Annotated in this window: 13 protein-coding genes; 10 read left to right on the top strand and 3 right to left on the bottom strand. The window is 73.3% G+C overall.

Going from position 1 to position 15,529, the window contains the following annotated elements:
* Positions 1-24 precede the first annotated feature (24 nt).
* From IH80_RS0125385 to IH80_RS0125375, 3 genes are read left to right on the top strand one after another with little or no spacing between them, the layout of a single operon-like run.
* Positions 25-1,533 carry an APC family permease gene (locus tag IH80_RS0125385; protein ID WP_030963553.1) on the top strand — a complete coding sequence of 503 codons (1,509 nt, stop codon included), beginning with the start codon at positions 25-27 and terminating at the stop codon, positions 1,531-1,533.
* A 10-nt stretch (positions 1,534-1,543) separates the two neighbouring features.
* The gene (locus IH80_RS0125380; protein ID WP_030963552.1) at positions 1,544-1,966 is read left to right on the top strand and encodes a universal stress protein; all 423 of its coding nucleotides are present in this window, start codon (positions 1,544-1,546) and stop codon (positions 1,964-1,966) included.
* A 45-nt stretch (positions 1,967-2,011) separates the two neighbouring features.
* Positions 2,012-2,521 carry a GNAT family N-acetyltransferase gene (locus IH80_RS0125375; RefSeq protein ID WP_030963551.1) on the top strand — a complete coding sequence of 170 codons (510 nt, stop codon included), beginning with the start codon at positions 2,012-2,014 and terminating at the stop codon, positions 2,519-2,521.
* Positions 2,522-2,556: 35 nt separating this feature from the next.
* Here the strand turns inward: IH80_RS0125375 and IH80_RS0125370 are convergent, their stop codons facing one another.
* The 3 genes from IH80_RS0125370 to IH80_RS0125360 form a co-directional block, all read right to left on the bottom strand.
* Entirely contained in the window at positions 2,557-3,834 is a 1,278-nt protein-coding gene (locus IH80_RS0125370) for a cation:proton antiporter (protein WP_030963549.1), read from the bottom strand.
* A complete protein-coding gene (locus tag IH80_RS0125365; RefSeq protein WP_030963547.1) occupies positions 3,821-4,441 on the bottom strand; it encodes a flavin reductase family protein in 621 nt (206 codons plus the stop codon). The genes IH80_RS0125370 and IH80_RS0125365 overlap by 14 nt, the downstream gene beginning before the upstream one ends.
* An 84-nt stretch (positions 4,442-4,525) precedes the next feature.
* Positions 4,526-6,127, bottom strand: coding sequence for a tryptophan halogenase family protein (locus tag IH80_RS0125360; protein ID WP_030963546.1), 1,602 nt, complete (start codon positions 6,125-6,127; stop codon positions 4,526-4,528).
* 174 nt (positions 6,128-6,301) lie between these two features.
* Between IH80_RS0125360 and IH80_RS39695 the strand changes: the two genes are divergently transcribed.
* From IH80_RS39695 to IH80_RS0125325, 7 genes are all read left to right on the top strand, one after another.
* The gene (locus IH80_RS39695) at positions 6,302-7,294 is read left to right on the top strand and encodes an AfsR/SARP family transcriptional regulator (protein ID WP_051809902.1); all 993 of its coding nucleotides are present in this window, start codon (positions 6,302-6,304) and stop codon (positions 7,292-7,294) included.
* 196 nt (positions 7,295-7,490) lie between these two features.
* Positions 7,491-9,002 (top strand): aldehyde dehydrogenase family protein, encoded by a 1,512-nt coding sequence (locus IH80_RS0125350; RefSeq protein WP_030963543.1) that lies wholly within the window; start codon positions 7,491-7,493, stop codon positions 9,000-9,002.
* Positions 8,999-10,831 carry a non-ribosomal peptide synthetase gene (locus tag IH80_RS0125345; protein WP_078906742.1) on the top strand — a complete coding sequence of 611 codons (1,833 nt, stop codon included), beginning with the start codon at positions 8,999-9,001 and terminating at the stop codon, positions 10,829-10,831. The genes IH80_RS0125350 and IH80_RS0125345 overlap by 4 nt, the downstream gene beginning before the upstream one ends.
* A gap of 3 nt (positions 10,832-10,834) precedes the next feature.
* Positions 10,835-11,581 (top strand): thioesterase II family protein, encoded by a 747-nt coding sequence (locus IH80_RS0125340; protein WP_051809899.1) that lies wholly within the window; start codon positions 10,835-10,837, stop codon positions 11,579-11,581.
* A 16-nt stretch (positions 11,582-11,597) separates the two neighbouring features.
* Positions 11,598-11,801 (top strand): MbtH family protein, encoded by a 204-nt coding sequence (locus IH80_RS0125335; protein ID WP_076043097.1) that lies wholly within the window; start codon positions 11,598-11,600, stop codon positions 11,799-11,801.
* A 1-nt stretch (position 11,802) separates the two neighbouring features.
* Positions 11,803-13,017 (top strand): cytochrome P450, encoded by a 1,215-nt coding sequence (locus IH80_RS0125330; RefSeq protein ID WP_030963540.1) that lies wholly within the window; start codon positions 11,803-11,805, stop codon positions 13,015-13,017.
* A gap of 15 nt (positions 13,018-13,032) precedes the next feature.
* A partial coding sequence (locus IH80_RS0125325) for a non-ribosomal peptide synthetase (protein WP_030963538.1) occupies positions 13,033-15,529 on the top strand: 2,497 nt, incomplete at its 3' end.

Below are 15,529 nucleotides of genomic sequence, written 5' to 3'. Positions count from 1 at the left end.
GGCCGCCTGCGTGAACATGCGTACATGAGCCATGAAGGTGCGGGTGACGGCCCCGGTACGCCCACCCGGGAAGCGGGGCTCAAGGCCAACGCGATCGGTTTCCTCGACGCGCTCGTCATCGGCCTGAACTCGACCTCGCCCGCCTACTCCCTCGCCGCAGTCCTCGGGCCGATCGTGGCCCTGGTCGGGATCTACGCGCCCGGCGTCATCCTGGCCTCCTTCGTGCCGATGCTGATGATCGCCGCCGCCTTCTACTACCTGAACAAGGTCGACCAGGACTGCGGGACCACGTTCTCCTGGGTGACCCGGGCCATGGGCCCGTGGGCGGGCTGGCTCGGCGGCTGGGCGATCGCCATGACCGGCGTGCTCGTCATCGGCTCGCTCGCGGACGTCGCCGTCAACTTCGGGCTGCTCGCCTTCGGACTGGACGACTGGGCCGCGAACGCGTGGATCCGACAGGGCCTGACCGTCGCCGTCATCCTGGCCATGACCGCGATCTGCGTCATCGGCACCGAGCTGTCGGCCCACCTGCAGGACATCCTGATCCTGGCCCAGGTCTTCTTCCTCCTGACGTTCGCTGTGGTCGCCCTCTACCGCGTCTACGCCGGCACCAGCAGCCTGGAGGAGATCGAGCCGAGCATCGGCTGGCTCAACCCCTTCGGCGCCGGCGGCGCCGCCCTCACCGGCGGCCTGCTGCTCGGCGTGTTCATGTACTGGGGCTGGGAGTCCGCGGTCAACCTCACCGAGGAGGTCGAGAACTCCGCGACGGCGCCCGGCAAGGCCGGCATCTGGTCGACGGTCATCCTCCTGGTCACCTACCTGTCCGTCTGCATCGCCGTCGTCGGTTACGCGGGCACCGTCTTCCTCGCCGAGAACGCCGCCGAGGAGGAGGCCATCTTCGCCGTGCTCGCCCACGAGGTCATGGGCGGCTGGGACTGGGTGGTGCTCCTCGCCGTCTGCACCTCCGCGCTCGCCTCGACGCAGACCACGATCATCCCCGCCTCGCGGACCGCCCTGTCCATGGCCCGCCGGCACGCCCTGCCCCCGCACCTCGCGCACATCCACCCGAGGTTCAGGACCCCGGACGTGAGCACGTGGTGGGTGGCCGGCATCGCCATCGGCTGGTACCTGATCGTCAACCAGATCAGCGAGAACGCCCTCCTGGACTCGCTCACCGCGCTGTCCCTGCTCATCGCCTTCTACTACGCGCTCACCGGCCTGGCCTGCGCCGTCTACTACCGCCGCCACCTGCTGGAGAGCCCCCGCAACCTCCTGCTCATCGGGATCGGCCCGGTCATCGGCGCCGCCCTGCTGATCTGGCTCCTGGTGGAGTCGATCGGCGACATGTCCGACCCGGCGAACTCGGCCAGCGGCGTCTCCTGGTTCGGCCTCGGCCCGCCGCTCGTCATCGGGCTCGCCATCGCCGTCGTCGGCGTGCTCGTCATGCTCTTCTGGCGGGTACGGGACGGCCGGTTCTGGCAGGAGCGGCGAGGAGTCGTCGACCCCGCCCTCGTCCACACCAGGAAGCGATAGGCGGCCGGCGATGTCAGTGGTCCTCGGATACGACGAATCACCCGGTGCCGAGCGCGCCCTCCAGGTTGCGCTGGAGGTGGCCACCGCTTTCGGGGAACCCCTCGTCCTCGTCTACGGGGCGGCCGCCCCGGGTCCCACCGGCGAGGAGTCCCGCGCCCACCGCGAAGCCGTCCGGCAGGCGGGCCGCAGCGCTCTTGCGCACGCCGTCGAGGAGGCGGACGCCGCCGGTGTGCCGTCGACGGTCGAGGTGGCGGACGAGAAACCCGCCCAGGCGCTGCTCGACGCCGCGGCGCGCCACGGCGCGCGGGTCATCATCGTCGGCAGCTGGGGCGACAGCCCCATGCGCGGCGCCCTGCTCGGCTCCACCCCGCACAAGCTCCTGCACCTCTCCCCGGTCCCCGTGCTGTGCGTACCGACCGCGAGCGCGCCGTAGCGGTGAAGCGGGCGCTCCGGCCGCCGGCGTGCCTACGATGCCCCGATGACGGAACTCCAGCGGCTCCGAGCCGAACACGCCCCCGCCCTCCTCGCGTTCGAACAGGCCAACCGCGCCTACTTCGCCGCGTCGGTGCCCGACCGCGGGGACGCGTACTTCGCCGACTTCGACGCCCGGCACGCTGAACTCCTCGCCGGGCAGGCCGCCGGCCGTGACCACCTCCACCTGATCATCGGCGGCGACGGGGAGGTACTGGGGCGGGTCAACCTGATCGACGTCGAGGACGGCTCCGCCGAACTGGGCTTCCGCGTGGCGCAGGCGGCGGCCGGCCGGGGCCTGGCCACCAGTGCGGTCCGGCAGGTCCTGGTGCTCGCCGCGGACACGTACGGGCTGCGGACCCTGCGCGCCGCGGCGGCCGTCGACAACGCGGGATCGCGCACGGTCCTGCAGCGCACGGGGTTCCTGCCGGTGGGGGAGACCGTGCTGGACGGCCGTCCCGCGATCGGCTACGCCCGGGACCTGCCGACCGGACGGCAGCGGCCGGCGGGCGCCTGAACAGTCGTCGGGCACCCGCCGGCCGGTGGCGGTCGTCAGGGGCGGGCGAGCGCGTTCTCGGGCGCGGCCGGCGCCTCGTCCGGAGAGCTCGCCTCCTTGGCGCGCAGCCTGGTCAGCGCCGGGCTGGTGATCGCTGTCGTCACCAGCGCCATCAGCACCAGCATGGTGAACAACTGCGGCCCGATGACGCCGAGTTCCAGTCCGACGTTGAGCACCACCAGCTCCGTCAGCCCCCGGCAGTTCATCAGGGCGCCGATCGACAGGGCCTCCCGCCACGGTCTTCCGCAGGCGCGTGCCGCGCCCGTGGCGCCGCCCCACTTGCCGAGGAAGGCCACCGCCAGGATGGCGGCCGTCCAGAGCCACAGCTCGGGTGAGGCCGTCAGCCCGCCGATGTCGGTGCGCAGGCCCGTGTGCACGAAGAACAGCGGCAGCAGCACGGGCACCGTGAAGGCGCGCAGCCGGGCCGCAGCGACCTCGATGCGCCCCCCCGTGCGCGGGGTGATCACACCGAACAGGAACGCTCCGAACAGCGCGTGCACGCCGATCCGGTCGGTGGCCAGCGCGGACAGGCTCAGACCGCTGAAGAGCGCCACCAGGACCACCGCGTCCCCGGCCCGGTCGGCGCGGGCCGCCCAGCGGGCCAGCAGCGGCCGTACCGCGTACAGCATGAACAGCGTGAACGCGACGGCGAGCGCGGCCGTGGTGGCCGCCTCCATCGGGGAACCGGCCGAGGAGAGGGCCACCACCAGCGCCAGCAGGCACCATGCGACCACGTCGTCGACGGCCGCGCAGGCCATGGCGAGCGCCCCGAGCGGCGTCCCGTACAGGCCCCGGTCGATGAGGATCCGGGCGAGGACGGGGAAGGCCGTGATGCTCATGGCCACTGCCATGAACAGGATGAACGGTGTCCGGCCCACGCCGTCCGGGGCGAAGTCGGCGTACATCGCGACGGCGAGGAGGGCGCCCAGGGCCAGCGGCAGGAGCATCCCGGCCTGGCTCACGGCGACCGCGGCGCGGGTGTGGCCGCGCAGGTTCTTCAGGTCGAGCTCCAGCCCGACCAGGAACATGAAGGCGAGCAGGCCGAGTTGCCCGAGCACCGAGGTGTACGGCAGGACGGACGTCGGGAACAGGGCGTGCTGGGCCTCCGGCCAGATCCAGCCCAGCAGGGACGGGCCCAGCAGGATGCCGGTGGCGATCTCGCCCACCACCGGGGGCTGGCCGAACCGGCGGCAGACGGCGGCTCCCACCTGGCAGGCGAGGATCACCGCCGGGACGGCGACCAGCAGGGCGGGCAGCGGATCAGCGGACGACACGGGTGCCTCCTTCAGGGGCGCCGGGGCGCAGTGCGGCGGACGGGTCGAGGTGGGCGGCCGGCGGGGGGGCCGAGGCCGCCTCCGACCACTGGGCGTAGCGGCGCAGGCCGTACAGCAGGGGCTGCGGGTCCTCTCGCAGGGACACGCGGTGGACCTCGGCGAACACGGCCGTGTGGTCCCCGAAGCCGAGGGTCCTGACCACGGCGCAGTCCGCGACGGCGTGGGCGTCCGCGGTCAGGTGCGGTCCGCCGGCGCCCAGCGGCAGCCGCCACTCGACGCGGTCGAAGCGGTCGGGCGCGCCGGAGGCGAACAGGTCGGAGGCGCCCCGGGCGCGTTCGTGCAGCAGGTTCAGGGCGAAGGCACCCTGGTCGAGCACCACCGCGAGCGTCGGGCTCGCTGCCCGTACGCACACCACGACGGTGGGCGGGTCCAGTGCGACGCTCGCCACGGAACTGCAGGTCAGGCCATGGGGAACGGTGTCCGCATCCAGGGTGGTGACGATGGACACCCCGGTGGGGAAGGCGGCCATGAAGGGCCTGAGGTCCGCGCGGCGGTCTCTTGCCGAATCGTCCGGCGCGGCGGGATGGGGCGCGGAGCGGTGGGGCATGTCTGACTCCTGAGGTGGCTGGAAGCGACTGCGGCCCGGCAGCCGGCGGAGTGCCGTGCTGCCGGGCCGCGGTCGCGGAGTGCCTTACGCGCCGTGGAGTTGGCGCAGGTAGTCGTACGCGCTGGGGAGGGTCTCCAGCAGGTTCTGCTGCTGGCGCTTGACGGTGTCGAAGAGGGGCTCGGCGCCGGCCACCGACTCGGGCCGGTGCGCGAGGGTGGGCAGCGGGGCGTCCGGCTCCAGACCGAGGCCGGCGAAGATGCAGTAGTAGCTGCCGTTGGTCCAGAAGTTGCGGAACTCCGCCTCGAAGTTGCCGTAGTACGTGGACTCGTCGGTGATCGGGGAGTTGATGGGCAGACCGGCCTTGTAGGCGGAGATCTTCTGCTTGATGTTGTCGGGGAGGACCAGCTTCTTGTTGGCCTGCCAGAACGGCGTGTCGTTGCGCGGCGCGTAGAAGAAGTGCGCCTGGATGAAGTCGCGGGTGTCGTCGAACATCACCTCGATCTCGTTGTTGAAGCTGTCGATCAGACCCTTGTTGAAGGTCTTGTCCGGGAAGTGCTTGGCCAGCTGGTAGATCGCGGCCGTGATGAAGTAGATGCCGGTCGACTCCAGCGGCTCCAGGAAGCAGGACGACAGGCCGATGCTGACGACATTCTTCACCCACGCGCGGCGGTTGCGGCCGACCCGGAAGCGGATGTGGTTGAACTTCGTCGACTCGGCGTCCAGGCCCCACATGTCGGCGAACTCGCGGGTGGCGGTGTCCTGGTCGGTGAACTTGCTGGAGTACACGTAGCCGGTGCCGAAACGCCCCAGCATGGGGATCTTCCAGGCCCAGCCGGAGGACATGGCGATCGCCGAGGTGTACGGCTCGACCCCGTTCGCCTCGTCGTCGTGCGGGACGGCCGTGGCCACCGCGCTGTCGCACAGCAGGTGGTCGCTCATGTCGATGAACGGTTCCTGCATCGCCTGGTTGATCAGCAGCCCGCGGAAGCCCGAGCAGTCCACGAACAGGTCGGCGTCCAGGGCCAGCCCGCCCTTGGTGTGCAGCGTCGTGACGTAGCCGCGGGAGTCCTGCTCGACCCGGACCATCTCGTCCTGGACGTGGTTGACGCCCTGCTTCTCGGTGGCGAAGCGGCGCAGGAAGTCGGCCACCAGCTGGGCGTCGAAGTGCCAGGCGTACCGGGTGGCCGGACGGCCGTCGAGCCAGCGCGGGGCCTTCATCGCGTCCATCACGGGGGGCTCGCGGAAGCAGGCGTAGTCGAACGGCTCGGTGGTGCGGCCCTCGTACTTGCGCTTGAACCAGTAGTGCGACAGGGGCGTCTGGTCGTAGTCGGGAAGCAGCCCGAACGGGTGGTAGAAGTGGTCCGGCCCGCCGCCCGGCAGCTCGCGGGCCGTCGACTCGCCCTGTCCGTCGGTCCGCCAGTTCACGAAGCGCACGGCCATCTTGAAGCTGGCGTTGCACTCCCGCATCCACTCGTCCTCGGCGATCCCCAGGTAGTCGAAGAAGGAGCGCTGCAGGTTGGGCACGGTGGCCTCGCCGACGCCGATGCGCGGGATCGTCGGCGCCTCGAGCACGGTGATGTCGACCGTTCCCTGGAGCGCCTTGCCGAGATACGCGGCCGTCATCCAGCCGGCCGTGCCGCCTCCCAGGATGACGACCTTCTGAAGCCGGGTGTCGGTGCTGGTCATGAAACAGCCCTCATTTCGGAGTCGGCGGTTCGGGTGGTCGTGCTCATCAGTGTCGAAAAACGCCCTATCACCGCCCTACACCGCAAAGATCCGGCCGTTGTAGGCCCGATATAGGCCCCCCGAACAGACTCTTCGCAGGCACAGCGGCAGGCGGACGACGACCGGGAGGACGCGATGACCACCGCAGCGACCGAGACAGCGGGGCCGGCGGTACGCGTCCGCTTCCTGGGCGATTTCGAGCTGACCGTGAACGGCACCCCCGTACGACGCTGGCGGGCCGGCAAGGCCCGCGGCCTCTTCCAGTACCTCGTGGTCCACCGCGGCCAGATGCTCACCCGCGACCGGCTCTACGAGTCGCTGTGGCCCGGCGCCGACAGCACCGCGGGCAGCTCGCTCAAGGTCGCCGCCCACGCCCTGCGCCGGGTGCTCGACGCCCACCCCGACCGCCCCGGCGACTCCGGGATCCAGCTGTTCTACCGCGACTTCGGCTACGTCCTGCACGTCACCGGTCTGTGGTCCGACCTGGACCGCTTCCAGGAGCTCGTGCACGCCGGCCTGCGGGCCTCCACCGCGGGCGACACGGCCCTGGCCAGGACCCGCCTGCGGGCGGCGATCGCCCTCTACGGGGGCGAGTTCCTGCGCGGTGAGAGCGCCGACTGGGTCGTCGAACAGCGCGAGTACCTCAGGGCGCTGGTCCTGCGGGCGCTGGGCGTGCTGCGCACCGACGCCGAGGACCGCGAGGACTTCGTGGAGCTGATCGAGCTCTGCAAGCGCACGCTGGAGATCGACCGCCACCACGAGGAGACCTACCGGGCGCTGATGGCCGCGCACGGCCGGCGCGGCGAACTGGCCTGCGTACGCCGCTGGTACGAGCTGTGCGCCCGCCGGATGCGGGACGAACTGGCCGTGGCCCCCGGCCAGGAGACCCAGCGGCTGCTGCGCGCCCTGATCCCGGCCGCCGCCCGTGCCGCCGCGCCCGCCCCGGCGTCCGTCGGCGGCGCACCCGCCACGGTCCGCGCGCTGCGGCCCGCCGGGCGCCAGCCCGGAACACCCCCGTGGAGCGCGGAGGTCCGCACCTCCGCCCTGGCCCGCCCCGTGCGCAGGGCCAGGCCCGACAACCGGGCCCCGGGCCTGCTGGCCCGCACCGCCGACCCCGCGACCGCGTGACCGCGACCGTGGCCGCGTGACGAGCCGGCGCGCGACCGCGGCCGCGTGACCGTGTGCCCCCGTGACCTGTGACCGACACAGCTGTTCAGCGAGCCCGTGAATTCCGTGACCGAGTGAGGACCCCACCGTGACCGTGCTGACCGTGCCGCCCGTGCCGCAGGACTCCAGACCGCCCGGCGGCGAATCCGACGCGGCCCTGCCGCCCCGCCACACCGACCAGTGGATCGGCGGAGCCTGGGTCCCCTCAGACGCCGACGGCCGCCTCGTCGTGACCGACCCCGCCACCGAGCGCCCCCTGGCCACCGTCCCCGCCGGCACCGCCCGGGACGCCGACCTCGCGGCCCGCGCCGCCGCCGCGGCCTTCGACGGCTGGGCGGCCACCCCGCTGCGCGAGCGGACCGCCCTGCTGCGCAGGGTCGTGGAGGCCATGGAAGTACGGGCCGACCGCTTCGCCGAGGTCATCACCGCCGAGGTCGGCGCGCCCGCCAGGATGGCCCGGCACACCCATGTCGGGCTCTCCCTCGGCATGGCCGCGCACTGCGTCGAGACCGCCGCCTCCTACGCCTTCGAGGAGCGGGTGGGCCACTCGCTGGTCGTGCGCGAGGCGGCCGGAGTGGCCGCCTGCATCACCCCCTGGAACACCCCGCTGCTGCTCACCGTGCAGAAGATCCTCCCGGCGCTGGCCGCGGGCTGCACCGTCGTGCACAAGCCGAGCGAGATCACCCCGCTGCACGCCCGCCTGCTCGCCGAGGCCGTCGCCGAGGCCGACCTGCCGCCCGGGGTCTTCAACATGGTCGTCGGCACCGGCGACACCGTCGGCACGGCACTGGTCACCCACCCGCTGGTCGACGTGGTCTCCCTGACCGGCTCCACCCGGGCCGGGCGCGAGGTCTCCGCGCTCGGCGCCGACCGGATCAAGCGCGTCCACCTCGAACTCGGCGGGAAGAACGCCAGCCTCGTCCTCGACGACGCCGACCTGGCCCCGGCCGTCGCCGCCACCGTCGACCAGATGCTCTTCAACACCGGCCAGACCTGCCTGCAGTGGAGCCGGCTGCTGGTGCCGCGCGAGCGCCAGGACGAGGCCGTGGAGCTCGCCGTCCGGGCCATGGACGGCTACGTCACCGGCGATCCGCGCGATCCCGCGACCGACCTCGGTCCGCTGGTGTCCGCGGCCGCGCACGCCCGCGTCACCGGATACATCCGGCGCGGTGGCGAGGAGGGCGGAGCCCGCCTGGTCCACGGCGGCCCCGACCGGCCCGCCGGCCTGGACACCGGCTACTACGTCCGGCCGACGGTCTTCGCCGACGTCGACCCGCTCACCACCATCGCCCAGGAGGAGATCTTCGGACCGGTGCTGTCCGTGATCCCCTACGACGACGAGGAGCAGGCCGTCCGGATCGTCAACGGCACCCGCTACGGCCTGCACGGCGCGGTCTGGTCCGGCGACGACGCCCGCGCCGAGCGCATCGCACGCCGCTTCCGCTCCGGCCTCGTCGACGTCAACGGCGGCCAGTTCAACCCGGCCGCGCCGTTCGGCGGGTTCAAGCAGTCCGGGATCGGGCGCGAGTGCGGCACGGCCGGACTGGAGTCCTTCCTGGAGACCAAGTCGATGCAGCTCCCGCAGGGCGAGGGGGGCCAGGTGGTCGGCCCGCGGCTGCGGGCCACCGAGGCCGCCCGCCCCGCGGACACCGAGAGGAAAGACGGATGACCGAGCCCCATGCCGGGCCGGCCGGGGCGAGCGCCCCGGGCGGGCTCCCGCCGCTGTTCGCCCGCCTGGAACGGTGGACCCGCGAACAGCCGAACGAGACCGCGGTCAAGGCCGTGGACGGCAACCTCACCTACGCGGCGCTCACCGCCCGCACCGCCCGGTACGCCTCCGCCCTCGCCCGTGCCGGAGTCGGCCCGGAGACCTCGGTCGGGCTCCTGCTGGGCCGCTCCCGCGAGAGCGTGCCCGCCCTGCTCGCCGTCTGGAGCCTGGGCGGGACCGCCGTACCGCTGGACCCCGGCCACCCGGTGGAGCGGCTCGGCGGCGTCCTGCGCGACGCCGGGGCCGCCGTCCTGGTCGCCACCGGTGTGCCCGCCGGCCTGGAGGCCGGCGGGACCGTCCTGCTGACCCCCCGCGAGGTCCGCCGCGGCGCCCCCGGGGCGCTCGCCGTGACCCTGCCCGCCGCCGACACCTGCGCCTACCTCATCTACACCTCCGGAACCACCGGCCGCCCCAAGGGCGTGGAGGTCACCTACCGCGGCCTGGACACCTTCGTCGAGGCCCTCGCCGGGCTCGGCCTGCCCCCCGGCGGGCTCGGACTCAACGCCGTCTCGCCCGCCTTCGACGGCTGGCTCTGGTGCACCCTGCTCTACCTCGTCCACGGCCAGGGGGTGGCCCTCACCGACCTCTCCCTCGACGGACTGCGGCAGGCCGCCGCAGAGGGCCGCGAACCCCTGCCCGCCGGACTGCGCACGGTCTCCCTCACGCCGTCGCTGCTCGCCGCCCACGGCGCGGGACTCGACTCCGCCGAGGTCGTCGTCGTCGCGGGGGAGGCCTGCCCGGCCGCACTCGCCGAGCGGTTCGCCCACGGCCGCAGGCTGCTCAACGTGTACGGGCCGACGGAGGTGACCATCGCCGCCACCTGGGCCGACAGCCGACGAGGGGACGACGTGACCACCATCGGACGACCGCTGCCCGGCTACCGGGCGTACGTGCTGGACGAGGAGCTGCGGCCGGTGCCCGCGGGCACCGAGGGCGAGCTCTACCTCGGCGGGCCCGCCGTCGCCCGCGGCTACCGCGGCCGCCCCGGACTCACCGCGAGCCGCTTCCTGCCCGACCCGTTCCAGGGCGGCGGCACCCGCATGTACCGCACCGGCGACGTGGTGATCCGCCGCGACGGGGGCGAACTGGAGTACCGGGGACGCCGGGACGACCAGGTGAAGATCCGCGGCCACCGCATCGAACTCGGCGAGGTGGAGCGCATCGCCGCCGAACTCCCCGAGGTCGTCGCCGCCGCCTGCTGCCCGCTGCCCCCGGGCCAGATCCTCGGCCTCGCCGTCGTCGCGGCACCCGGCGTCGACGACCCGGCCGGACTCGCCACCCGGGTCGTGGAGCGCTGCCGCAAGCAGCTGCCCGCGGCCGCGGTACCGGGCACGGTGCGCGTACTGGACCGGATCCCGACCCTGACCACCGGAAAGGCCGACCGCGCAGCGCTGGCCCGGGCCCTGGCCGAGCCGGAGGGCGGCACCGGACCCGGGCCGTCCGGGGGCGGTGCGGTGAGCCCCAGCGAGCGCGCCGTGATGACCGTGTGGGCCGAGGTGCTCGCCACCGAGGTCCCCGGCCCCGACGCGGACTTCTTCGACCTGGGGGGCCACTCCCTGGCCGCCGCCCGCGTGGTGTCGGAGCTGCGCCGCACCACCGGTCTGCGCGTCGGCCTCGGCGCGCTGCTGGCCCGGCCGACGGTCGCCGACGTGGCTGCCGAGATCGACCGGCTCACCGCCGAGCAGGGCGCGCCCGCCACCGGCCCGGCCGACGCCGCCGAGGGGGCGTAGGCCATGGGCACCTGGATCTCCACCTGGTCGGCGGACCCCGCCGACCCGGCCCTGCCCGTGCTGCTGTGCCTGCCCCCCGCCGGGGCCGGCTGCCAGCAGTTCCGCGCCTGGCAGCCCGCGCTGGACGGCACCGCGCAGGTGTACGGCGTACAGCTGCCGGGCCGTGAGAACCGCTGGCGGGAGCCCATGCCGGACACCTTCGACGAGGCCGTCGACGCCATCGCGGCCGAACTGGTGTCCACCGTCGGGAACCGGCCGCTGATCGTCTTCGGCCACAGCTTCGGCGGCCTCCTCGGCTACGAGGTCTCCCGCCGGGTCGCACCGCGCGCCCTGGTGGTCAGCGGCTGCCGGGCCCCCGGCCACTGGACCGGAGCCGGCCGCGGCATCGTCGACGACGGGGAGGAGCTGGACAAGCTCTTCGACACCGCCGAACTCGATCCCGGGCTGCTCGACGAGGACACCCGGGCGCTGATGGTCGCCATGCTCCGCAAGGACGCCCAGCTGTCCCTGAGCTACGTCCACCGGCCCGGCGTCCGCCTCTCCGTACCCGTGCACGCCTGGGGCGCCGACGGCGACGAGACCGTCAGCGCCGCCGACCTGGACGGCTGGGCCGCGGTCACCACCGGCGGCTTCGCCCGGCACACCACCACCGGCGGCCACCACGCCGTACTGCGCCGCCCCCGGCCCGTACTGGACCACCTGAGCGCCCTGCTGCGCGGCGAGGGAGCCTCCCTCGCCCCGACCGCCTGACAGCCCGCCCGCACCCATCGGCCCGAGCCCGGAGGACACCGTGCCCACCACCCACCAGGTCCTCGTGAACCACGAGGGGCAGTACGCGCTGTACCCCGCCACGCGCGAGACGCCCGACGGCTGGACGCCGGCCGGCTTCGACGGCACCGAGGACGAATGCGCCGCCTTCGTCGACGCCCACTGGCCCGACATCCGCCCGCTCAGCCTGCGAGGAGCCTGAGATGGAGATCGACCTGCTCGACCCGGGCCCCTTCGGCCGCAACGACTTCTGGCCGACGTTCACCTGGCTGCGCGCCAACTCGCCGGTCCACTGGCACCCCGAGCCCGGCAGCGACGACGGCGGCTTCTGGGCGCTGAGCCGGCACCGCGACATCATGAAGGTGTACGCCGACAGCGACACCTTCGTGTCGGGCCGCGGGATGCGGCTGGGCAGCGACCCGGCGGCCGTCGCCGCCGTCGCCCAGCGCATGCTCATCGTCTCCGACGTCCCGCACCACACCCGCCTCAAGCGGGCCCTGGGCCAGGCCTTCGGCCCCCAGCAGATGCCGCGCCTGGAAGCCCTGGTCGAGCAGGTCGTCGCCGACCTGGTCACCGAGGCCGCCGAAGCCGACGAACTGGACTTCATCGACCTGGCCAAACAACTGCCCAACCGGGTGGTGTGCGCCATCCTGGGCATCCCGCGCGCCGACTGGGCCTGGATCGGCGCCCTGACCACCGACGCCTTCGACTCCCCGGACGAGGCGGTGCGCAGCAACGCGCACTCGGAGATCTTCCTCTACTTCATCGAGCTGCTCGCCGAGCGCCGGGCCCGCCCCGGCGAGGACCTGGTCAGCCAGATCGCCCACGACACCCTCGTGGACGAGGGCGACGGCATCGAACGGCCGCTCAGCGACCACGAGATCGTCTTCAACCTCAACGGCGTCCTCTCCGGCGCCAACGAGACCACCCGCTACTCGGCGGCCGGAGCGGTCCACATGTTCGCCGAACACCCCGACCAGTGGCGGCTGCTGCGCGCCCTCGGCCCGGACGGCATCGCCCCCGCGGTCGAGGAGATCCTGCGCTGGACCACACCCGGGGTGCACGCCCTGCGCACCGCCGCGCACGACACCGAGATCGCCGGGACGCCCATCGCCGCCGGCGCCCGCGTCACGCTGTGGAACGTCTCGGCCAACCGGGACGAGGACGTCTTCGCCGACCCGCACTCCTTCCGGGTCGACCGCCGCCCCAACCGGCACGTCGCCTTCGGCCACGGCCGCCACCTCTGCCTCGGCGCCCGCCTCGCCCGCTTCGAACTCGGCGCCCTGCTCACCGAGATGCTCGCCGTCCTGGACGGGTTCGAACTGACCGGTCCCGCCACCTTCAACTCGTCCAACTTCACCTGGGGGATCAACAGTCTCCCCGTGCGGCTGCTGCGCAGCCGAGCCTTCGCGAAGTAAGAAAGGGCCCGTACTGTGACCACCGCACTCGTCGACTTCAACCGTTCGGACGCCGCGTTCCCCGCGACCGGGTACCCCGAACTCCTCGCCGGACAGGCCGCCCGCACCCCCACGGCCACCGCCCTCGTACAGGGCGACCGCTCCTGGACCTACGCCGAACTCGAGGCCGCCACCAACCGCCTGGCGCACGCGCTGATCTCCCGCGGGGCCGCGCCCGGCACCCGGATCGGGCTCTGCTACCCGCGCAGCGCCGAGTACGTCCTCGGCTCCCTGGCGACCCTCAAGACGGGCGCGGCGATCGTCGCCCTCGACCCGGTCAACCCCGACGACCGGCTCGCCGCGATGATCGGCGACGCGGACCCGCTGCTGGTGCTCACCCCGGCCGAGCTCGCCCGCCGGATACCCGAGGACGTCCCACGGGCCGAGGTCGCCACCGCCGGACAGGGCATGCCGGACACCGCACCCGCGTCCGTGACCGGCCCCGACACCGTCAGCCACCTCATCTACACCTCCGGCTCCACCGGCACCCCCAAGGCCGTCCTGGAGCGGCACGGGGCGCTCACCAACCTGGTCCACTGGACCACGCGCGCCTACGGGGTCCGGCCCGGCGACCGCGCCTCCTGGATGTCCACCCCCGGGTTCGCCGTCCAGATCATGGAGTGGCTCGCCTACCTGCCGGCCGGCGCCGCGATCCACATCCCCGAGGCGGGGCAGGCACAGACCCCCGAGCAGATCCGCGACTGGCTGGTCGGCGAGGGCATCACCCACACCATGCTGGTGGCCGCGCTGGCCGAGCCCGCATGGGGGCTTCAGTGGCCGGCGGACACGGCGCTGCGGATCCTGGTGACCACGGCCGAGCGCGTGCACAGCTGGCCGCCCGTCGACACCCCCTTCCGCGTGGTGATGACGTACGGCACCACCGAGACCACCAACGTCCTGTCCTGCCTCGACCTCGGCGCCGGCACCGACTTCACCAGCCAGGCCACCTCCGACGAGGTCCGGGCCACCCGCCAGGTCCCGGTGGGCGTGCCCATCGCCAACCTGCGCGTCCACCTCCTGGACGAGGACGGCCGCCCGGTCCCCGAGGGCGAGGTCGGCCGACTGCACGTCTCCGGGGCCGGGGTCGCGGCCGGCTACCACGGCCGTCCCGAGCTCACGGCGGCCAAGTTCCTCCCCAACTTCCTGCCCGACGACCCGCACCCGGTGCTCTACGACACCGGCGACCTCGCACGCCGCCGCGAGGACGGCGCCGTCGAGCTCCTCGGCCGCTCCGACTCACAGGTCAAGATCCGCGGCTTCCGCGTCGAGCTCGGCGAGGTCGAGACGCACATCGCGCGCCTCGACGGCGTCGCCGAGGCCGTCGTCGTCACCCAGGAGCGCGGCCCGGGCGACAAGCGCCTCATCGCCTACGTGTCCCCGGCCAGCGGGGCCGAACCCGACTCGGCCACGGTCCGCGCCGAGGTCGCCCGTACCCTTCCCTACTACATGGTCCCCGCCTCCGTCGTCGTGCTGCCCTCCCTCCCGCGGCTGCCCAACGGCAAGGTCGACCGCCGCAGCCTGCCCGAGCCCCCCGAGGGTCGCGACGGCGTCGGCGCCGGCTACGAGGCACCGCGCAACGAGGTCGAGGACGGCCTGAGCCGGCTGTGGGCCGACGCGTTCCGCACCGACGGCGTCGGCATCCACGACAACTTCTTCGAACTGGGCGGGCACTCGCTGCTGGCCTTCCAGCTCATCGACGAGATCCGCCGCCGCTACAGCGTCGAGCTGAGCCTCTCCGACCTGTCCACCTGCCCCACCGTCGCCGAGCTCGCCACCCTCGTCACCACCGAACGCGCCGGCGGCCGTGGCTCCTTCGGCGGCCTCCCGGCGATCGTCCCCGACCCGGCCGCGCGCTTCGAGCCCTTCCCGCTGACCGAAAGCCAGCAGGCGCTGTGGATCGGCCGTGGCGGCCTCGTCGAACTCGGCAACGTCGGCTGCCACGGCTACTTCGAGTGGGAGAGCGAGAAGCTCGACGTCCCGCGGTTCGAGGGCGCCTGGCGCCGGCTCGTCGAACGCCACGACGCCCTGCGCACCCGCGTCCTGCCCGACGGCACCCAGCAGGTCTTCGAGGAGATCCCGCACTACGAGATCCCCGTCACCGACTTCGGCGGCCTCGACGCGGAGACCCGCGCGGCCGAACTGGCCGCCCTGCGCGAGCGGCTGTCCCACCAGGTGCTCGACGCCGACGCCTGGCCGCTGTTCGACGTGCGGATCAGCCTCCTCGGCGGCGGGCGGGCCCGGATCCACCTCTCGCTGGACTTCCTCGTCGCCGACGCCTGGAGCTACTTCCAGGTCCTCATCCCCGACCTGGTCACCTACTACGTGGAACCGGACGCCGAACTCGCCCCGCTGGAACTGACCTTCCGCGACTACGTGCTCGCCGTCGGGAACTCGCTGCGCGACAGCGAGATCTACCGGCGCTCCGAGTGGTACTGGCGCGACCGCCTCGCCACCCTCCCGCCCGCCCCCGCGC

It is taken from the genome of Streptomyces sp. NRRL S-378 (assembly GCF_000720645.1).
GTDB lineage: Bacteria > Actinomycetota > Actinomycetes > Streptomycetales > Streptomycetaceae > Streptomyces.
Note: the sequence above shows the minus strand (reverse complement) of the source record. Positions and strands in the feature narration are given on the sequence as shown.